The sequence below is a fragment of the Mycobacterium sp. 050134 genome (assembly GCF_036409085.1).
Classification (GTDB): Bacteria; Actinomycetota; Actinomycetes; order Mycobacteriales; family Mycobacteriaceae; genus Mycobacterium.
Genome location: NZ_JAZGLV010000007.1, coordinates 241,671 through 259,669, shown reverse-complemented (window position 1 = coordinate 259,669; position 17,999 = coordinate 241,671). Strand labels below are relative to the sequence as shown.

The 17,999-nt window shown below is 65.7% G+C and carries 21 protein-coding genes and 1 pseudogene; 4 read left to right on the top strand and 18 right to left on the bottom strand.

The genetic code is table 11. The features are described from left to right. Positions 1–113 (bottom strand): annotated as a pseudogene (locus SKC42_RS10880) (acetaldehyde dehydrogenase (acetylating)); the annotation flags it as partial. 221 nt (positions 114–334) lie between these two features. Between SKC42_RS10880 and SKC42_RS10875 the strand changes: the two are divergent. Then, positions 335–1,333, top strand: a complete 999-nt coding sequence (locus tag SKC42_RS10875; protein ID WP_330964304.1) for a 2Fe-2S iron-sulfur cluster binding domain-containing protein — start codon at positions 335–337, stop codon at positions 1,331–1,333. 16 nt (positions 1,334–1,349) lie between these two features. Here SKC42_RS10875 and SKC42_RS10870 read toward each other — a convergent pair whose 3' ends face one another. The 17 genes from SKC42_RS10870 to SKC42_RS10790 all read right to left on the bottom strand — a co-directional run bounded on the left by SKC42_RS10870 (position 1,350) and on the right by SKC42_RS10790 (position 15,577). Continuing rightward, a complete protein-coding gene (locus SKC42_RS10870) occupies positions 1,350–2,798 on the bottom strand; it encodes an aldehyde dehydrogenase (protein WP_330964303.1) in 1,449 nt (482 codons plus the stop codon). Further along, a complete protein-coding gene (locus tag SKC42_RS10865) occupies positions 2,795–2,998 on the bottom strand; it encodes a 2-hydroxymuconate tautomerase (RefSeq protein WP_330964302.1) in 204 nt (67 codons plus the stop codon). The genes SKC42_RS10870 and SKC42_RS10865 overlap by 4 nt, the downstream gene beginning before the upstream one ends. Then, complete coding sequence (locus tag SKC42_RS10860) at positions 2,998–3,783, bottom strand: 2-keto-4-pentenoate hydratase (RefSeq protein WP_330964301.1); 786 nt, start codon at positions 3,781–3,783, stop codon at positions 2,998–3,000. Before SKC42_RS10860 ends, SKC42_RS10865 begins: the two co-directional genes overlap by 1 nt. Further along, positions 3,780–4,628, bottom strand: coding sequence for a 2-keto-4-pentenoate hydratase (locus tag SKC42_RS10855; protein ID WP_330964300.1), 849 nt, complete (start codon positions 4,626–4,628; stop codon positions 3,780–3,782). Before SKC42_RS10855 ends, SKC42_RS10860 begins: the two co-directional genes overlap by 4 nt. Positions 4,629–4,688: 60 nt before the next feature. Beyond that, positions 4,689–5,594: a PEP/pyruvate-binding domain-containing protein gene (locus SKC42_RS10850; RefSeq protein ID WP_330964299.1), complete on the bottom strand. Its 906-nt coding sequence runs from the start codon at positions 5,592–5,594 to the stop codon at positions 4,689–4,691. Continuing rightward, the gene (locus tag SKC42_RS10845) at positions 5,591–7,315 is read right to left on the bottom strand and encodes a PEP-utilizing enzyme (protein WP_330964298.1); all 1,725 of its coding nucleotides are present in this window, start codon (positions 7,313–7,315) and stop codon (positions 5,591–5,593) included. The genes SKC42_RS10850 and SKC42_RS10845 overlap by 4 nt, the downstream gene beginning before the upstream one ends. A gap of 11 nt (positions 7,316–7,326) precedes the next feature. Continuing rightward, positions 7,327–8,127, bottom strand: coding sequence for an IclR family transcriptional regulator (locus SKC42_RS10840; RefSeq protein ID WP_330964297.1), 801 nt, complete (start codon positions 8,125–8,127; stop codon positions 7,327–7,329). A gap of 43 nt (positions 8,128–8,170) precedes the next feature. Next, the gene (locus SKC42_RS10835) at positions 8,171–9,043 is read right to left on the bottom strand and encodes an alpha/beta fold hydrolase (protein WP_330964296.1); all 873 of its coding nucleotides are present in this window, start codon (positions 9,041–9,043) and stop codon (positions 8,171–8,173) included. Continuing rightward, positions 9,040–10,101, bottom strand: coding sequence for an NADH:ubiquinone reductase (Na(+)-transporting) subunit F (locus tag SKC42_RS10830; protein ID WP_330964295.1), 1,062 nt, complete (start codon positions 10,099–10,101; stop codon positions 9,040–9,042). The genes SKC42_RS10835 and SKC42_RS10830 overlap by 4 nt, the downstream gene beginning before the upstream one ends. Positions 10,102–10,162: 61 nt before the next feature. Continuing rightward, a complete protein-coding gene (locus tag SKC42_RS10825) occupies positions 10,163–10,582 on the bottom strand; it encodes a GlcG/HbpS family heme-binding protein (protein ID WP_330964294.1) in 420 nt (139 codons plus the stop codon). Between the two features lie 5 nt (positions 10,583–10,587). Beyond that, positions 10,588–11,502: a catechol 2,3-dioxygenase gene (locus SKC42_RS10820; RefSeq protein ID WP_330964293.1), complete on the bottom strand. Its 915-nt coding sequence runs from the start codon at positions 11,500–11,502 to the stop codon at positions 10,588–10,590. Next, the gene (locus SKC42_RS10815) at positions 11,499–11,852 is read right to left on the bottom strand and encodes a 2Fe-2S iron-sulfur cluster-binding protein (protein ID WP_330964292.1); all 354 of its coding nucleotides are present in this window, start codon (positions 11,850–11,852) and stop codon (positions 11,499–11,501) included. The genes SKC42_RS10820 and SKC42_RS10815 overlap by 4 nt, the downstream gene beginning before the upstream one ends. A gap of 1 nt (position 11,853) precedes the next feature. Then, positions 11,854–12,177 carry a phenol hydroxylase subunit P4 gene (locus tag SKC42_RS10810; RefSeq protein WP_330964291.1) on the bottom strand — a complete coding sequence of 108 codons (324 nt, stop codon included), beginning with the start codon at positions 12,175–12,177 and terminating at the stop codon, positions 11,854–11,856. A 1-nt stretch (position 12,178) separates the two neighbouring features. Continuing rightward, positions 12,179–13,699 (bottom strand): YHS domain-containing protein, encoded by a 1,521-nt coding sequence (locus SKC42_RS10805; protein ID WP_330964290.1) that lies wholly within the window; start codon positions 13,697–13,699, stop codon positions 12,179–12,181. 49 nt (positions 13,700–13,748) lie between these two features. Further along, positions 13,749–14,039, bottom strand: a complete 291-nt coding sequence (locus SKC42_RS10800; protein WP_330964289.1) for an MmoB/DmpM family protein — start codon at positions 14,037–14,039, stop codon at positions 13,749–13,751. A gap of 1 nt (position 14,040) precedes the next feature. Next, positions 14,041–15,060, bottom strand: a complete 1,020-nt coding sequence (locus SKC42_RS10795; RefSeq protein ID WP_330964288.1) for a phenol 2-monooxygenase — start codon at positions 15,058–15,060, stop codon at positions 14,041–14,043. 70 nt (positions 15,061–15,130) lie between these two features. Next, positions 15,131–15,577 carry a hypothetical protein gene (locus SKC42_RS10790; RefSeq protein ID WP_330964287.1) on the bottom strand — a complete coding sequence of 149 codons (447 nt, stop codon included), beginning with the start codon at positions 15,575–15,577 and terminating at the stop codon, positions 15,131–15,133. Positions 15,578–15,836: 259 nt separating this feature from the next. On the opposite strand from SKC42_RS10790, the gene SKC42_RS10785 reads away from it, so the two are divergent. From SKC42_RS10785 to SKC42_RS10775, 3 genes are read left to right on the top strand one after another with little or no spacing between them, the layout of a single operon-like run. Then, positions 15,837–17,348, top strand: a complete 1,512-nt coding sequence (locus SKC42_RS10785) for an aromatic/alkene/methane monooxygenase hydroxylase/oxygenase subunit alpha (RefSeq protein WP_330964286.1) — start codon at positions 15,837–15,839, stop codon at positions 17,346–17,348. Positions 17,349–17,383: 35 nt separating this feature from the next. Next, positions 17,384–17,632, top strand: coding sequence for a toluene-4-monooxygenase system B family protein (locus SKC42_RS10780; RefSeq protein WP_330964285.1), 249 nt, complete (start codon positions 17,384–17,386; stop codon positions 17,630–17,632). After that, a complete protein-coding gene (locus tag SKC42_RS10775; RefSeq protein WP_330964284.1) occupies positions 17,629–17,988 on the top strand; it encodes a Rieske 2Fe-2S domain-containing protein in 360 nt (119 codons plus the stop codon). Before SKC42_RS10780 ends, SKC42_RS10775 begins: the two co-directional genes overlap by 4 nt. The last annotated feature ends 11 nt before the right edge of the window (positions 17,989–17,999 follow it).

Sequence of the window (17,999 nt, the reverse complement as noted above, 5' to 3'; positions counted from 1 at the left end):
TCAATACCCACCATCCACCGCGGCTCCAACCACTGCGACCGCAACAACTTATACAGCAGGTCAGTACTAATATTGCCCGACCCGACAATGGCCACCGAGCTCTTCCGAGCCATGGTTCTCCTCTGGCGTAGTACCCAATCACACTGAGCGCGGCACGAATTCACCGCACCTTCCCGGCGTGGGAAATCTACGCGATGGTCCCGAAACGGAGCGAGTGCGTTCCGCTGGCCGGAAAGATCGGGCAGCGGAGGACGTTCCGGTCGGTGGAACGAACGCCCGCCCGGTGCGCGCGGTGTCGGAGTCTCTGGGGAAGCCGTCAAGCGAAAGGACCCGGTTGGCCGACGACGTGATCCGCCGCATCGCCATCGCCGATAGCGATGCCAGTTTCGACGTCGCCGAGGGCGAGCGGATTCTGGCCGGCGCCTTGCGCGCGGGGGTATGGGTGCCGTTCGAATGCGGTTGGGGCAGCTGCGGCAGCTGCAAGATGACCCTGGTCGAGGGCAAGGTCGATTCCCTGTTCGCCGAGGCTCCGTCGATCAGCCCCCGCGACGCCCGTCGTGCGCGATTCCTGGCGTGTCAGAGTGCGGCGCTGACGGACCTGGTTGTCAGACCGACCTGGGTCGAGTCATCGCCGCGCGCGGGGCTGGCCACCGAGCGCCGCGTGGCCGAGCTTTGCGCCCGGGACGAGATCGGCCCCGACATCTTCCGGCTGCGCTTCGCCATGGATCGGTTCGTACCCTTCTTCGAGGGACAGCACGCCGTCGTCGATCTCGGTGGTGGGCTGCGCCGCTGCTATTCGATGTCGAATCTCAGCGGTTCGCCCGAGGTCGAATTCGTCATGAAGCGTTATCCCGGGCGCGCCGGCAGTGAGGCCGTTTCGGCACTTGAACTGGGCGAAGTCGTGCACCTGGAAATGCCCTACGGCGACATGTGGGTTCGCGATACCGAGGCACCGGTGTGCCTGGTGGCGGGCGGAACCGGCATCGCACCCATTCTTGGCATGTTGCGCCGCCTGGCCGGCGCCGCCGATGGCAGGCCGGTGCGGGTGGTCTACGGAGCCAATATTCGCGACGAACTCGTCTGCTGGGACGAGCTGGCCGGCTTGGTGGGGACCCTCCCCGACGCGGACCTGGTCGGAGCGTTGACGAGCGCCCACGATGGCTGGAGGGGTGTCCAGGGTTTGGCGACCCACGCGGTGGATCCGATGCTCGGCGAGCTGGGTGGGGCAGATTTCTACATTGCCGGACCCCCGGCAATGACCAACGCCGTGCGACGGTTGTTGGTCGACAACGGAATACAGCTTGACCGTATTCACTACGACAGTTTCGGCTGAGGGCAGCCGCTCCTCGCTATACCCTGTCCGGGCCGATCTGCATGACAACCGCTTTGGGCTCGGTAAAGAACTCCCGGCTGAAGTTGCCTCCCTCGCGCCCGATACCGGAGTCACCCACCCCGCCGAACGGGGCGCGCAGGTCCCGGATGAAAAAGCAGTTCACCCAGACGGTTCCGGCCGAAAGTTGGGCGGCCACCCGGTGGGCCCGGTTGAGGTTCTCGGTAAAGACCATCGCGTTGAGCCCGTAGCGGCTGTTGTTGGCGCGCGAGATCGCTTCCCGCTCAGAGTCGAACGGCAGGATCGCCACCACCGGCCCGAAGATCTCCTCACACACCACTCGTGAGGTGTCGGCCAGATCGGTCACGACGGTCGGTTTGATGACCCAGCCCTCACCCACGCCCCCCGTGCGGATCTTGCCTCCGTCGGCCTCGACGAGCTCGAGGTAGCGGCACACCTTGGCGTAGTGCTCCTGCGAGGCGAGCGGCCCGAATTCGGTTTCCGCCTTGGCCGGGTCGCCGATCACCAGGCGTTCCGCGGCATCTACGTAGCGTTCAAGGAACACGTCGTAGATGCCGCGGTGAACGAACAGTCGGCTACCCGCCAGGCACACTTGACCCGCATTACGGAAGATCGCCTGAATCGACCACGACACGGCGTTATCGATCTCGGCGTCCTCGAACACGATGTTGGCGCCCTTACCGCCCAGTTCGAGGCTGACCGGAGTCAGGTTGACCGCTGCGGCTTTGGCGATGACGCGCCCGGTGCCGGACTCGCCGGTAAACGTGATCCGGTCGACGCCGGGATTCTCGGTGAGCGCGGCCCCGGCCGACTCGGGGCCGTAACCTTGGACGACGTTGAGGACGCCGGGGGGCAGGCCCGCCCGCGAGGCCAGCCGGCCCAGGATCGTCGCCGACGCGGGCGTATCCTCCGCCGGTTTGAGGACCACGGTGTTTCCCCAGGCCAGGGCCGGCGCAATCTTCCAGGTCTCGAGCATCAGTGGGAAGTTCCACGGGGCGATGGCCGCCACCACCCCGGCCGGCTCGAACCGGGTGTAACTGTGGTGATTCGGGTCCATCGGAAGCGTCTCGCCGGTCGACAAGCGGGCGTGGTCGGCGAAGAACCGGAAATTCATGGCCGAGCGGGCCACGTCGTGGCGAGCCTGGGTGACGGGCTTGCCCATGTCGTGGGAGTCGGCTGCCGCCAGCTCGTCGGCGTGTTCGTCGAGCAGATCGGCAAGCCGGTGCAACAACCGGCCCCGCTCGGCGAAACCCATTCGGGGCCAGGGGCCGTCGTCGAACGCCCGGCGCGCCGCGGCGACGGCGGCGTCCGCCTCGGCCTTGCCGCCGAGGGCCGCACACGCCCACGGCCGGCGGGTCCAGGGGTCGATCGAATCGAACCGGTCACCGACCGCCGGTGATGTTTCGGCCCCGTCGATCACGTGTCCGAAGAACGGCAGGTCCGTCATGACTCTTTTCCAATCGTCCGTTCCTGCAACGTCACGTCGCCGGCAGCCCAGTGGGTGGCGGGAACCTCGTAGACGACAACGCGGACGTTTTGCTTCGGCGCATCGACCGCATCCACCACGGCCTCGGTGAGCTTGCTTATCAGGGCCCGCAGCTGCTCTGGGCTGCGGCCCTGCGCGAGGGTTACCTGTACGAGCGGCATCACTGTCCCCCAGAGACGAAGATCGATCCGAGCGTCGTGAAGTGGAAGGCCGTGCGGGTGCCGGGACCCGCGGGCAGGGCGTCCGTCATGCCTCCGGTCAGCACAAGCTGTCCGGCCTCGATCGCCTTGCCACGGCGGCCAAGGTCGTTGGCCGCCAACGCGAGTGCCTCGGCCGGGTGGTGCTGCACGGCCGCACCCGTCGCGGAATCCACGACTCTGCCGTCGGCTTCCACCAGCACTGCCTCCAATCCCAGGTCGATGTCGAACGGCCCGCGGGCCACCGGGCCGAGCACGAAGCCACCCGACGACGCATTGTCGGCGATGACGTCGGCGAGGGTGAACCGGAAGTCCCGGTAACGGGAGTCGATGATCTCCGCGCCGCCGTACACCGCCTCAACGGCGGTCAACGCCTCGGCGGCGGTCACCCCCGGGCCGGCGAGCCGACGCCTCATGACGAAGACGATCTCGGGCTCAACTCGTGGGTGGATGAACTCCTGCTGCGGAACCGCCTCTCCCGCGGGCAAAACCATTGCGTCGGTAAGCCACGCCACCAGAGGCGAGTTGACGTTCATCCGTCGCTGCTTGGCTCGGCTGGTCAGGCCCAATTTGACGCCGATCAATTTCTCGCCGCGGGCCAGGCGGCGCCGCAATGTCTCGTCCTGGACCGCATAGGCGGTGCTGACATCGAGCTCGGCCCATTCGGCGGTGATTGGGCCCCGATCGATTCTGCTGTCCTCGGCGGCCAACAGTTCGGTGGCCGCCCGGTCGATCGACCATGTCGTCACGATTTCTCCGGCTTCGTCGCGGGCCCGCTGGACGCTGCGATCACCGAGGTGACCGATCCGAGTCCGGCCATGGTGGCGGTGATGACGTCGCCGCTCTCGAACGGTATCGACGCGGTGATGGACCCCGGCAAGATCACCTGACCGGCCAACAGGCCATCACCGAGTTTCCCGAGAACGTTTGCGAGCCACACCAATGAATTGAGCGGCGACCCAAGCACCGCCCCGCCCGCACCGGTGCCGGCGATCTCGCCGTTACGGTGGATGATGCAGCCGCCCAATCGCAGATCGACCTCGCTGATCCGACGGGCCGTGCTGCCCAGCACGACTCCGCCGCTGGACGCGTTGTCGGCGATCGTGTCGACGATTCCGATCCGCCAGTCGGCGATGCGCGAGTCGATGATTTCCAGCGCCGGCAGGACGAAATCGACGGCGGCGGCGGCCGCGGCGACGGTGACGCCGGGACCGGCGAGGTCGCGCCGGAGGACGAACGCGACTTCCGGTTCGGCGCGGGGCTGCAGGAATCGCTCGCCGGGTATCGCGACGTGCTCGGCGAAGAACATGTCGTCCATCAGATGGCCGAAGTCGGGTTGGGTCACCTTCATCTGGGCCTGCATGGCCGGACTGGTCAAGCCGACCTTGCGGCCCACCACCCGGCGCCCGTCGGCGGACCAGTGCCGCACCTGGGCCAGCTGTATCCGGTAGGCGTCGTCGACGGTGAACCGCGGGAAAGTCACCGCGAGGGGGGCGATCGGCTGACGCGTCCGGTACGCCGCCAGCAGCTCCTGAGCCGCTGCGTCGAGGGCGTCGGAGGTTCCAGGGGCCAGCCCAATTCCGGCGTGCTGCACGCGTGGAACTCTAGGCACGCCGCACGGCTGCTACCGGCAACGTTCCGGGCCGCGGAACGGCTAGCCGCGGGAAGACCGGAATGCGTAGCGCGCCGCGTATTCGGCTGGGTCCCATGCCAGATCGTGGGTGGCGGGCACCGCCGTCACCGGACGCCATTGCACGATCCACGCCTCCGCCGAGTCGTCGAGCACCCACTCGCAGTCCACCGGCTGACCCGCCAGTGCTGCGACGGCTCTCACCCGCTCGCAGACCGCGGCCACGTCGCCGGTAGTCAACGCCGGCGCGCGTGCCTGGCCTGGAGGCAGCGCAACGTGGTCCATCCGCCCGTTGTCGGCGTACCACAAGGCAACTCGCTTGTCGCCGGTCTCGTAACGGAGAATGCGCCCGTCGTCGGCGACCTCGATACGGTCCGGAGTGACCACGCCGTCGACCACCGGCTCACCGAAACCCCAGCTGGCCTCGATGATGAGCCGATCGTCGCGCCCGGTCACCGGGTCGATGGTGAAGGCGACACCCGAGGCGCGCGCGGGCACCATCAGCATGACCCCGACGGCCATCGAGGGCGTGGGGTCGGAGTTTGTCCGCTGCTCCCGGTAGGCGACCGCCCGAGTGCTGTGCAGCCCCTCCCAGCAGGCGTGCACGGCCGCGACGACCTGTTCGGCTCCCAGCACACCTAGATAGCTCTCGTACACGCCGGCGAAGCTCGCGTCGGCCCCGTCCTCGTCGAGTGCCGAGCTGCGCACCACGACGGGCTTGTCCACGCCGGCCGACAACCGCTGATAGGCGGCGGAGATCTCGGTGTCCAGCCGCGCGTCAACCTGCTCGCGACTCAGCTGATAGGCCAGCCGGGTGACGACGAAGCCGGCCGGAACCCGCATGCCGCGGCGGACGAGTTCGCCCAAGCGGCCCATCTTCGGGCCGGCGTCGTCGTTGGTCGCCTGCACAAGGTCGATCACTGTGCTCATTTGCGCTCCCGCAGGATAGTGACGGAGCCGGTGGACCCGTCGACAAGAACCTCGTCGCCATCCCGGATCGTGGACGTCGCCACCCCGCACGCGGTCACGGTGGGCACCCCGTATTCCCTGCCGACGATCGCCGCGTGCGACAGCGCACCACCGCTGTCGCACACACAGCCCGCGATCCGGCTGAACACCGATGTCCAACAGGCCGAGGTCGATTCGCAGACGAGAATTTCGCCCGCGGTCAGCTTGTCGAGGTCACCGGCTTCCCGCAGGACCCGGGCGCGGCCCCGCGCGCAGCCGCGCGCGGCGGGTATTCCACGAAGCGAGGTCACCCGGACGCCGGCCATCTCGGTACGAACGGCGTCCATGTACCCCTGGTCGAGCCCGTAGATCTCGATCAGAAGCGGATCGTCGATCGTATCCGGAACGGCGCCAAGCACTTTGGGCATCTCTGATCGGCGTTCGTGCCAGTGGTCGAAGTACTGCCGCCGCGCGTCGATGACTTTTTGCAGTCCGTAGTAGCCGCGCTGCCGCGCGGCCACCGCCATCAATTCCGGCCAGAACAGGAACATGGTGTCGTCGTAGCGGTCGGTCCCCAGCCGCTCGGCCAGCTCCAAGGCCGCCCAGCGCACCGGAAGGGAAGCGCGCAGGTCGATGTAGTAGTTGTGGTCGTCCTGCCACCACGGGAAATTGGCGTGCTGCACCGAGATCAGACCGGCGTCGAACACCTGTTGCTCGCGCCGGGTCAGGTGGCTTCGGGTTTCGTCGATGGCCGTCTCGCGTTCCTCGACCGCGGCGGCGTGCGCCGCATCGAAATCGTGGGGACGCTGCTGCCGGAGGAACTCGGCGACGGTGCCGAGTACCGGCGTGGGGTCTTCTACCCAGCTCGGCAGCGCGACATCGGCCGTCCCCGCGGTGCGGTAGCCGTAGAGGTCCAGGAAATCGGCGAGCCGGCGCAGCCAGCCCCTGCTGCCGGCGTCCCGCGCTAGCGCCGCGGCCAGTTCGTCTGGCGGTGTCGCGGCGAACAGCCGCTCGATCCCCGCCGAGCGGGCATCGGCCGCCAGTTGCCACAACGCCCGGTCCGTCTCGCTGATCTTCGTTTCGTAACCCTGCAAGAACTTCGCGACGGTCGCCGTCTCGATTCCAAGCTCACGGCACACGCCGCGAAACCCGAGATAGTTGGAGAGCAGCGGATACATCATCTCGAAGTGGATCTCGAACAGCCGCCGGTAGTAGTAACGGGCGTCGCCCAGCATCGCCACGAGCTCATCGTCGGACAGCGCCGACACGTCCCGTGACCGCAAGGATTGCCAGCCGATTTCGATTTCGGAGCGACGCTGCCGCCAGATCAGGTCGAAGCGGTCCAGGAACCCGGGCAGGTAGGCGCGCACCCGCTTGTCACGGGCGGCGATTTCGCGTTTGTTGCGGACGGGAATGACCGCCGCGTAGGTATGCGTGCCGGCGATTCGTTGTGTCATTCCCCGCCCGGTCGGCAAGGGCATCTGCTCCGCGGCCCATTGGGTGCCCCAGGAGTAGCCGTCTTCGTTCCAGATCATCCCCAGCGGGGTCAGCCCGCGCGCCCAGTGGAAGTCCAGAAACCAGAACCGGTCGTTGTCGGCGGCGCCGAAGCTCCGGAAGGGCTCCACGATGTACGGCGAATGACCGAACGATGGGGCGAAGCCGGGATACCACTCGTCGGTGATGAAGTCCTCGATGCCCAACACCGGGCTCGCGCCTATGTCTCCCAGGGCACGAGCCGGCCCAGGCGTCGCGTCGCCTCCACGACCAGACGGGTGAAGTGCTGCTCGCAGCGTTCCATGACCTCGGTGCGGCCCACGATCGACAGCGCCGCCCGAGCGCGGCCGACGCCGTCATAGATCGGTGCGGCCACCGACATGGCTCCGGTCGCGACCTCGTCGCGGTTCACCGCGACGCCGGCCCGCCGGATCTTGGCGAGAGTGGTCTCCCATTCCTGGGCACTTCTCACCGAACTGGACGTGATGGCGGGGAAGGTGGCGCGCCGCCGTGCCTCCGCGACCGCCGGGTCGAAGGCCGCGAGCACCTTGCCGGTGGACGAGCAGTGTGTGGGGAACCGACGCGGCAGGGCGTCGAGGAGGTCGAGGCCTTCGCGGGATTGCAGCCGTTCCAAGTGGACCACGTCGGGGCCGTCGGCGACCCCGAGGTGGATCGTGTGGCCGGTGCGCTGGCGCAGATCCTCCATGATCGGCAGCGCTGCCTGCCGCAGCCTGCTGCGACTGACCGATAGTTGGCCCAATTCGTAGAGGTGCAGACCGAGCCGGTAGCGACCGGTGCACGGGTTTTGCTCCACGAACCCGCGGCTGAGCAGGGTGCTGAGCATCCGGTGAGCGCTGCTCTTCGCGACGCCCAGGCTGCGCGCCACCTCGGACACACCCAGCTCGTCGTCGGTGAGGAAGCAATCGAGAACGTCGAGGGTGTTGGCTACCGACTTCAGGGCGTCGTCTCGGTGCCGGGGGACGTCTTGCTGGCCTGGCTGCGCTCCTGCGGCAATGCTCATGTGTGCTCCCGTCGCGTAGCTGGCCTGCAAATTATGACCGACCTCACTCCTTCCCACCAGTAATTGACGAGTTTGCGGGTGCCACGTCACCGCCGGCCAAGAACTGACCCAGCAATTCGGTGAAGGCCCCGGACCGCTCGATCTGCGTCCAGTGCCCGCACCGGCCGAACACGTGCAGCTCAGAATCCTCGATGAGCTGGTGCAGGCGCAGCGAAGTCGCGAGCGGAATGACCTGGTCGTCGCGCCCGTGCACAATCAGGGTCCGGTGCGGCAGCGCGGCGATCTGCTCGTCCGGGGTGCTGAGCGCTTCGACCCAACGCTGCCGCGGGGCGGGGAACATGGCCGCGAACGACTCCTGAAAACCCGGGCGGACGCTGGCCGCGTACCGCAGGTCGGCCAGCTCGTCGGTGACCAGCTCGCGGGAGTAGGCGAAATAGTCCAGCAGCCTCCGCATGGCGCCCAACGACGGCTGGTAGCCCCATACGGCGTCGAGCGCTTCGGTGATCTCGAACGGGACGCCGACACTGCCCATTAGGGCGAGCCGGCTCACCCGGTCCGGGTGGTCGGTGGCGAAACGCAGCGCCACCGCCCCACCGAAGCTGTTGCCCACCAACGAAACACTCCCCAGTCGCAGGGAGTCGAGAAATCCGTGCAGCTGGTCCACCCAGTTCTGCAGGTTGTACGCGAACCCGGCAGGGCGTTCCGTCAGGCCGAACCCCACCATGTCCGGTGCGTAGCAGTGGAATCGCCCGGCCAGCACCGGAAGTGTCAATCGCCAGTTGGCATCTGAGCTCACGCCGGGCCCGGAACCGTGGATGAAAACCACCGGCTCCCCCGTGCCGGCTTCGAGGTAGTTCGTCGAGATTCCATTCGCCGCTATCGTTTTGCCTACATCTGGGATGAGCAGCGCTGTCATGACGTCCTCAACAGTGGGCTGCGTACCCCGCCGGTCGCGTTGTCAGACGCATCGAAGAAATCCTCACGGTAGATATCGCGCGGAAAAAGCCGCTTCTTCATCAGCGTCTTCAGTGCCGCCTCCACCATCGCCGGGGGCCCGCTCAGATAAGCGACGTGACCGGAGCAGGCGTCGAAGTCGTTGGCGACGGCATCGGTGACGTTGCCATGTCGCAGACCCGCTATGCGCTCCTCGGAGAGCACCGGCCGATATGTCAGCTGACCGCCGGAGCGTCCTTCCAGGTCCGTGAAATAGTCGACGTCGTACAGGTCCGCGTGCGTGCGCGCGCCGTGATAGAGGTACAACTTGTGCGCGGTGCTTGTCCCGAGGACGTGGCGCACAATCGATTTCAGCGGGGCCAGGCCCGTCCCGCCGCCGATGAGGATGACAGGCTCGGTTCTGTGCTCGCGGAGGAAGAACCGGCCGTAGGGACCCGTCAGCATCACCGGATCCCCTTCGGCGAGGCCCGAGAATATCCAGCCCGCGGTGCCCAGTCCGCCCGCGACGCGCCGAATGTTGAGCTCGATCGCGCGCGAGGACGCCGGCGGGCTGGCGATCGACCAGCTGCGCGTGACCGGGTGCCCGGGGATCTTCACTTGGACGTATTGCCCTGCGTTGAACGCGATGTCGTCGTCGAGCCGCAAATGGACCTTGCGGATGTCGGGTGCGCAGTCCTCGACGAGGGTCACCGTCGCGGTGAAGTCGCGCACCGGGTGGAAGACAATGCCGTCCTCCTCGTCGACGTCGGCTTCGATCGTGACGTCGCTCTTCGGCCGCGCGGTGCAGATCAGTGCTTTACCCTCGTCGCGTTCGGATTCCAGCAGCGCGAACGGCGATGCGTCACCCAGGTCAACGTCGCCGTCCACGATTTCCACCTTGCAGGTCGCGCAGGTGCCGTGGGTACACGCGTGCGGCAGATTTATCCCCTGGCGCAGGCATGCCTCGAGGATCGACTGGTCGGAGCGGCAGGAGACCTCGACACCGAGGGGCTCGACGGTCACCGTGTGGATATGGGTCACATCGACGATCGTGGGGCCGGGCGGCATCGGCTCGTGCAGGCGTTCCGCTATACGGACCGGCCTACCGAACGACGGCGGCACCGGCCCGCGCGATGAGCAGGTCCTGCTCGGCGGTGCCGCCACTCACGCCGACCGCGCCGACCAGCTGCCCGCCGCACCGCACCGCGACACCTCCGCCGAAGACGATCAGCCCGGCCGTCTTGACGATCCCCTGCAGCACGGCTGGGTCGTCCTTGATCAGGTCGAACAACTCGTGCGTGGCCAACCCGCCGAACGCGGTCACGGTGTGGGCCTTGTCCCGAGCAATCGACATCCCGAGCAGGGGCGCGCCGTCCATCCGGGCGAAGGCCAGCAGGTGCCCGGAGCGGTCGGTGACGGCCACACAGACGGGGACCTGGGTCGACCGTGCGAACGACAGGCTCCCGTCGACGACCCGCTGGGCGCCCGCCAGGTTCAGTGTCGAGAAGGTGTCGACGTCCACCGGGGTCAGGTGACGACGGAGGTGAAACGGTCGTTGATTTCGCGCCCTATGTAGAAGATCGCCTTGTCCAGCTGTTCGTTGGTCCAGGTGATGGTCGGGAAGTCCGGGAACGTCTGGTAGCCGCCCGCGAAGACTTCGTTGCGGTTACCCGATGGGTCGAAGAAGTAGATGGTCTGCCCTCGCGTGATGCCGTGGCGGGTCGGCCCGACGTCCACCGAAACGTCATCCATGGCGAAAAGGTCACCGGCACGCAGGATCTCACTCCAGTCGCCGAGCTGGAATGCGAAGTGGTGCAGCTTGCCGTTGGGGCCGCGCACCATGGCGATGTCGTGCGGGGTGTTGGAGCAGAACAACCAGGAGCCCATCAGCTCGCCATCCTCCGACTGGTCGGTGACCCACCGTTCGGCCGTCCCGAAGTCGAGGACCTCTTGGAAGAAGCGCTCGACGGTGTCGGGATCCTCGACGGTGAGCAACGCGTGATCGAGGCGAGGAACGCCGACGCCGACGAGGTCGCGCGGCCACGCCTCGGGGTTGAGCACGCCGGTAGCGGTTCCCGTCTGCTCCGCGCCATGGTAGAGCTCGAGAACGTGCTCCGACGGCAGGACGATGCGCAATCCATCGCTGATGGCCAGGTTCTCGCCGCGACTCATCCGTTGGGTGGTCACCCCGAAGCCCTGTGCCCGCCGCTCGTATACCTCGATGTCCTCGGGACGCCGCACCTTGTATCCCAGCTTGACCAGGCCGACGCCGCCCTCTTCGAGGACCAGCGAATGGTGGTCGTACTCATCCCAGGCTTTCAGGAAGACTCTCCCGGGCTCCTCGGCCACCTTCTGCATGCCCAAGGTGCCGTGATAGTGGTGCAGCGCATCCTCGAGATCGGTGACCCGCGCATGGACGTATCCCAAACGCATTACACTCATTTGGCGTCGCTTCCTTTCGGTACAGACAGTCCCTGGCCGCCCAGCTGAAATATGGCCTTGGTGTGCAGACGATCTCCGATACCGAGCCGGATGACGACGTCGGTGAGTGGGACGGCACGGCAGCTCAGACACTGCCCGCCGCGGCGGTCTGCCGCGGAGAGCACAGTGTCGGCGACGGCCTTGGGGTAATCCACCTGACCCGAAACCAGGTGCACCATGCACACCCCGCAGCCCCCGCGCCGGCACCCGAACTTGTAGGTGTATCCCTTGCGGCGCAGGACCGCCAAGATCGGCTCACCCGGCCGCGCTTCCACTTCAACGTCGTAGCCTTCGACCGCCACCAACGGCATGTCAGCCGACCTGAAATGACAGCGTGTGCTTGTGTCCGATACCGAGTTCGTGCAGCGACAAGTCGTCACGGGCCTGCAGGGGGCTGTCGTCGATGAACCAGTCGCGTTCCGAGCCCGCCCGGAAGTCGGGGTCGGACGCGGCCCAGGGTTCGACGACCGTGGTGACGAACTCCGCGAACGTCATCGCCTTGGGAACGCGGAAAGTCGCCGCCGAGGCGAGGAACGAATTGTCTCGCCACCAGACGTGGACGAGCTGATCGTCGCCGTAGAGCTCGGCCCTGGACCGCGAGGGAAACTTGTACGCACCGATCGCCCGTACGCTCATTTCAGCTACCAACCCTTGCGGTCGAGATGCCGGCGCCGCGGTGCCAGCCGATCCAGTTCCGATGGTCGATCGATCCAAGGTATTCGCCGCCGTCGCCGTCCTCCACGCCGTACCACCGAAGGACCTCGGGAACACTGGGACCGCCGCAATTGCCTTGGAAGATTTGGTGGACCGGCATCCAGGCCTGGACGTATTTCTCGGGTTCGCGCTCGAAGACCCACTGGCAGCCGTCGGAGCAGAAGTTGTAATACTCTCCTTCGTACTCGGTGCCGCGCTGGCAGATCCTGGTCGGGTCACCCGGCTCGGTGAACAGCATCGGCACCTGACACACCTGGCATAGCTGGGGCAAGCCTTGGAACCAAAGCCTGCCGCCGGACTCGGCGATCCGCGCCGCCTTCTCCCACTTCGGCCGAAAGTAGGTGTCGAACGTGCCGGGGTACTGCGCCGAGAACCAGTCCAGCTCTTCGGGTTCGGGGATCGTCGTGGTGAATGCGGCCGCGAAGGAGAACTGGTAAAGCGTCCAGTACACCTGGTGGGAGTAGATGTCCTTCTCCGCGATCGCGTGGTCGACGTGGCGGGGCGGCCTGATGCCGTAATAGGCCAGATCGGGGAAGAGCCCGTCGAGCATCTGCTTTTCGAAGTACAGGTCGAATGTTTCGCGCCAGCTGATGACTTTCCGGGGCAACATGTAGTCGAGCATCGCCGCGATCAGCGAGGTGAGTCGGTACCCACGCCAGAACCACTTGTCAACCCAGCCCTGCACGATGGCCACGTTCGACTCGTCCTGCTCGAGCAGGAACTTGATGGCTTCCAAGCCGAAGGTCATGTGCCGGCTTTCGTCGCTTTGCGCGGAGAAGCCGAACGTCATCGTCGACAGGTCACCGTTGAAGCTCGCGCCGCTCATGAACGGAACGAACAAGAGGTTCGTCAGCAGGTATTCGAATGCGAAGCTGATGGCGATCAGGAACTCGAATGGGCCGGCGGAAATGGCGTCGTCGAAGAACGACTTGGGCACCGAAAGGTACCAGACCCGGTCGAACTGTTCGGCGAAGTTGTGCATACCGCCGTAGTACTTGTTGTAGTTCGACAGTGTGTGGATTTGGGTCTGGGCGTGCCGCATTTCGTCGACCGACTGGCAGAGGGCCGCGAACCTCGGGCCGGCACCGTTGAGATGGCGCGCCAGGTAGGCGAAATGACGGTGTGCCGCGTACTCCAACGGGGTCACGCCCTGCAGAAACAACTTCATGGCGTTGAGGTACCGGGCCTCCGAAAGGCTCAGGTGCCCCTGCGACTGCCCGAAGCCGTCGAGGACGGCGTAGAGCCGCTTGTCCTTTTCGGCCTGGTACTTATAGTAGGCGTCGACGGTCAGGCGGAACGGGTCTTCCCACTTCGACCAGTCGTGGACGGTGATGCCTTCGAACTTGGTGTGGGGAAACAGCGCATCCTCGCTGACATAGCTGGGTTCCCACGAAAGATCGTGGGTAAGAGCGGAATACCGCGCTTTCATTGACATCTTCGCCATGGCGATGCCCCTTCCGAAGGCTTGGTGGTTGGTTGGCCCGGCGCCAGACTCAGTGGTCCCAGGAGATGACGATCTGATCGTCGTCGTATTCGCCGATGTTGCCGTAGTACGAGACGATCGCCAGCTGGAATTCGTGCGTTTCCCATTCCCGCGCCAATTCCTTCTCGACGGTCTCCCGACGGATGACCAGCCGGCCCGGAGAATTCAGTTTGATCAGTCCCGGGTGATGGGTCACTCGGCAGTCGGGGTTGTCCTTCTCGATGGCGCGGACCATGCGAGAGACATCCTCGCCCGCTTCCTGCAGATCTACGCCGACCTCTCGCGTTGCCGCATCAGACATTTCAACCCTCCGTCGGTTCGGTGGCACCGACACACAGCGCCGCGTTGAGTTGGTCGGCCGCGCTCGCGACGAACTTCTCGGCTCCAACATCGGTGAGGGCGTCCATCGCCTGGGCAAGATCCAGCACGCCAGCGACGATCTGTGGCACATACCGGCGCACCGTCGCCTGCACTACCGCGGTATTCGCCCGCCCGTGCTCGGCGTCGTTCAGCCAGGCACTGATCAGCGCGTCGAGCCACTTGCGCTGGTCGGCATACCAGGCGCCCAGCTGATGGATCAACATGCTGTACGCCCCGGCTCCGCCGAGCAGGGCGGCTTCGTCGAGATGGCTGGTGAGCAGCGGGTACAGGAGGCGGTCGGCGACATCGAGGGCGAGCACGGCCACCGCCCAGTCCGGTTGGACCAGAAGCTCTTCGATCAGTCGCCGCAGTCCCTGCAGCCCCGGATCGTCCATCCAGGCCGGTCGGGTGGCCGCCAGCACTTGATCGGTGTTGTCGCCGAGGGCTATTCCGATCCGACTCAGCAGCTGGGCGTTGCCGATGCGGTCGAATGCGGCGTACGTCAGGCACTGTTCGACGGTGGTGCCGTAGGCATACCTGGAGCCGGCAACGCTGATCAGCTGCGCACCCGACTCGAAGTAGCGCAGCGGTAACACCGTCTTGGCGATCATGTCCTGCCATGCCTGGGGCATCGCCCTCAACAGCCCGCGGTCGACGACGTAGCTCAAGTTCCGTCCGAACGCGTCGTGCAGCGCCGCCCGGTTCACCACGTAGGGCGTGTAGAAGTACTGACGGGGGTCGGTGTACGCGTCGGGGTCAGACAGCCGCAGCGCCGAAAAGCCCGCGTCGTAGATCTCGTGCGTCGGGTCCCACAGCGGTCGATAGTGGAAGTTCGCTGTGGGCTGGACGCCGATCGAGCCTTCCTCATAACGGGTGGCAGGCCGCTGGCCGAAGCGACGGGTGAGGTGGGTGAAGGCCTGACGACGAGGCTCTATCACCTGCTGGCGGAGCTCGTATTGCAACGGAGGTCTCCCGGGTTCTACTGGCTCGGTTGGAGTTTGGGCTAGCAATCAGTCTCGAACGTGGTGGTCGTCACGGCGCTAACGTTCCGGGTTCCGGAACAGCGCTTTCAGCCGGCCCGCCGGTCCGTCCTCCGATGAGCAGCAGAATCAACTGCTCGATTTGATCCGGCCCCGTCAGTTCGACGTCGCCGGGATGGTGGGCACCGAAGCCATACAGGTGGCCGGTCGCGACGGCTCGACTGATGTCCGTGACGATCCGCGCCTGCCGATCCGCATAAGAAATGCAGAACGACAACGTCGAGACAAGCGCGTCGTCGGTGAGCGAAAGCCTCTCCCTTCCGCTCGAGGCCAGAACGACATTGGCCTCACAGACCAACTGCTCCGCCAGAGAACGGCACTCGACGTGGCCATCGGTGCCGATCGCGGCCGGCATCGGCCGACTGGACCGGATGAGTGGCAGGTCGATCTCGGCGGGATGCTCGAGCGCCTCGCCCACTCGCAACATGAAGGGAGTCATTCGGCCTCCGTGACATTTCGCCGGCCAACTTCAGCCGGAACTCTCGGGCGCCGCCACGCGACCCGACGGAACGCAAGCGGCGCGCTCACACGCCCGTCAATTGGGCTACGCCGCGTCGGTCAAGCCCCTGGGCGTTCCTCTTTACGGAACGTCTTCCGTCGCCCGCCCGGCGCCGTTGAGATAGTTCCGACCACAAGAGCTGTGATGCAAGCCACGACCTCGCACCCATCACGCCGCAGATCACAGGAAGGCAGCAACGATGCCGCAACTAGCGCGCTCCGACTGGTACGACCTGACCCGGGACATGAACTGGAATCTCTCCTATGTCTCCGAAACGCAGGTCTGGCCCGAGGAGATGTCGGACAGCTTCGGCGTGCCCACCGAGGCGTGGTGGACCTGGGACGAGCCCTACAAGATCACGTACCCGGAGTACGTCCACAACCAGGTCGGCAAGGACATCAGTGTCTATTCGATCAACGCCGCCGTGAACCGCTCAAAGCTGTATGAGCAGCTCGACCCGGGCTGGAAGGCAGCCATCCTGCTGCACTACGGCGCCATCGCGGTGGCCGAATACACCGCCGGAATCGGCGAGGCCCGGATGGGCCGGTTCGGCCGGGCGGCGGCGTGGCGCAACATGGCCCTGTACGGAACTCTCGACGAGACCCGCCACGGCCAGATCCAGACCTATTTCCCCTATACGCTGCTGCCCAAGGAGCCGAAAGCCGACTGGGCGCATAAGGCCTACCACACCAACGAGTGGGGGGTCATCGCGGCGCGCTCGCTGTTCGACGACATGTTCGCCGGCAACGACGCCGTGTCAACCGCCATCCAGCTCACTTTCTGCTTCGAGACCGGGTTCACCAACCTGCAGTTCCTGGGCATGGCGGCCGACGCGCTGGGCGTCGGGGACATCGAATTCAGCTCGCTCATTTCCTCCATCCAGACCGACGAGGCGCGCCACGCCCAACAGGGCGAGCCGACGATGAAGATCCTGGTCGAAAACGGCCGCGGCGACATCGCGCAGAAGCTGATCGACCACATGTTCTGGCGGTCGTGGAAACTGTTCGCCCTCCTGACCGGCACCTCGATGGATTACTACACGCCATTGGAGCACCGTCGCCACTCGTTCAAGGAATTCATGGACGAATGGATCAACAAGCAGTTCGTCGATCAGTTCCGGGACTTCGGGCTGGAGAAGCCGTGGTACTGGGATAGCCACTACCAGAAGGAAATCAACTGGTTGCACCACGCCTACCACCTCGGGGTGTGGTTCTGGCGACCCACCGTGTGGTGGAACCCCGACGCGGGGGTCTCGCCGCAGGAGCGGGATTGGCTGGAAGAGAAGTATCCCGGCTGGAACGACTCGTTCGGCAAGTACTGGGACGTCATCACCGAGAACGTCCGATCCGGAAATCTCGCCGCGACGCTGCCCGAAACCCTGCCCATGGTCTGCAACATGTGTCACATCCCGGTGTGCACACCCTCCGGATTCAACGCCGGCCACCTGGACAGCCCGGCGCCCGTCATCCACGACCACCAGGGGCGGCGCTACACGTTCTGCTCGGAGCCGTGCCGGTGGATCTTTACGCTCAACCCGGCCCGTTTCCAGGGACATCTCGGCATCGTCGACCGCTTCCTGGCCGGCCAGATCCAGCCCCCGGATCTCAATGGGGCGTTGGCCTACATGGGTATCTCACCCGAAGAGGCCGGGCAGGACGCCACCAATTGCGCATGGGCGTTCGAGCAGCCGACCCTACTCGTCGCGCGTTGATCGTCGCCGGAAAGGACACCACCACAATGGCATTGATGCCCGTGCAAGGCCAGGTCGCCGGAGACTTCGTCCTCAACCTGGTGCCCATCGACAGTGACGATTCCATGGACGTGGTTGCGGGAAAGATCGCCCACCACTCGGTCAATCGGCGAGTCGCTGCGCAGAACAAGCCCTTGCGGGTCCGCTTCAAGGGGCGCGTGCTGTCACCCGACGCCACACCGGCAACCGCCGGGATCGCGCCGCTCGACTTCGTCGAGGCGTTCTACGCGGGCGAGGAACAATGACGGAGATCCGGTGGGTCGACGTCGCCGACGTCGACGAGGTATGGGAAGGCGAGCTCCTCGACTTCGACGTGGAGGGCGAAGAGGTCATGATCGCCCACCTGTTGGGCGGTGAGCTCAAAGCATTCCAGGGGATGTGCCCGCATCAGGAGATCTCCCTGGTCGACGGGCAATGGGATTGTGATTCCAACGAATTGACCTGCGGCGGACACGCCTGGGTGTTCGATCTGCGCAGTGGCAAGGGCATCAACCCCAGCGGTTGCCAGCTGTATCCGTTCCCGGTGCGCGTCAGCGGCCAGAAGATCCAGATCGGCATTCCCCAAGACGGTCACCGTCATTACAACCGCTTCGCGGGCTGATGAGGAGATTT

Coding starts and splice junctions, on each gene's coding strand:
- SKC42_RS10870 (WP_330964303.1), bottom strand. CDS start 2,798: ATGACGGACCTGCCGTTCTTCGGACACGTGATCGACGGGGCCGAAACA.
- SKC42_RS10865 (WP_330964302.1), bottom strand. CDS start 2,998: ATGCCGCTCGTACAGGTAACCCTCGCGCAGGGCCGCAGCCCAGAGCAG.
- SKC42_RS10850 (WP_330964299.1), bottom strand. CDS start 5,594: ATGAGCACAGTGATCGACCTTGTGCAGGCGACCAACGACGACGCCGGC.
- SKC42_RS10840 (WP_330964297.1), bottom strand. CDS start 8,127: ATGAGCATTGCCGCAGGAGCGCAGCCAGGCCAGCAAGACGTCCCCCGG.
- SKC42_RS10835 (WP_330964296.1), bottom strand. CDS start 9,043: ATGACAGCGCTGCTCATCCCAGATGTAGGCAAAACGATAGCGGCGAAT.
- SKC42_RS10820 (WP_330964293.1), bottom strand. CDS start 11,502: ATGAGTGTAATGCGTTTGGGATACGTCCATGCGCGGGTCACCGATCTC.
- SKC42_RS10815 (WP_330964292.1), bottom strand. CDS start 11,852: ATGCCGTTGGTGGCGGTCGAAGGCTACGACGTTGAAGTGGAAGCGCGG.
- SKC42_RS10810 (WP_330964291.1), bottom strand. CDS start 12,177: ATGAGCGTACGGGCGATCGGTGCGTACAAGTTTCCCTCGCGGTCCAGG.
- SKC42_RS10805 (WP_330964290.1), bottom strand. CDS start 13,699: ATGGCGAAGATGTCAATGAAAGCGCGGTATTCCGCTCTTACCCACGAT.
- SKC42_RS10800 (WP_330964289.1), bottom strand. CDS start 14,039: ATGTCTGATGCGGCAACGCGAGAGGTCGGCGTAGATCTGCAGGAAGCG.
- SKC42_RS10790 (WP_330964287.1), bottom strand. CDS start 15,577: ATGACTCCCTTCATGTTGCGAGTGGGCGAGGCGCTCGAGCATCCCGCC.
- SKC42_RS10785 (WP_330964286.1), top strand. CDS start 15,837: ATGCCGCAACTAGCGCGCTCCGACTGGTACGACCTGACCCGGGACATG.
- SKC42_RS10780 (WP_330964285.1), top strand. CDS start 17,384: ATGCCCGTGCAAGGCCAGGTCGCCGGAGACTTCGTCCTCAACCTGGTG.
- SKC42_RS10775 (WP_330964284.1), top strand. CDS start 17,629: ATGACGGAGATCCGGTGGGTCGACGTCGCCGACGTCGACGAGGTATGG.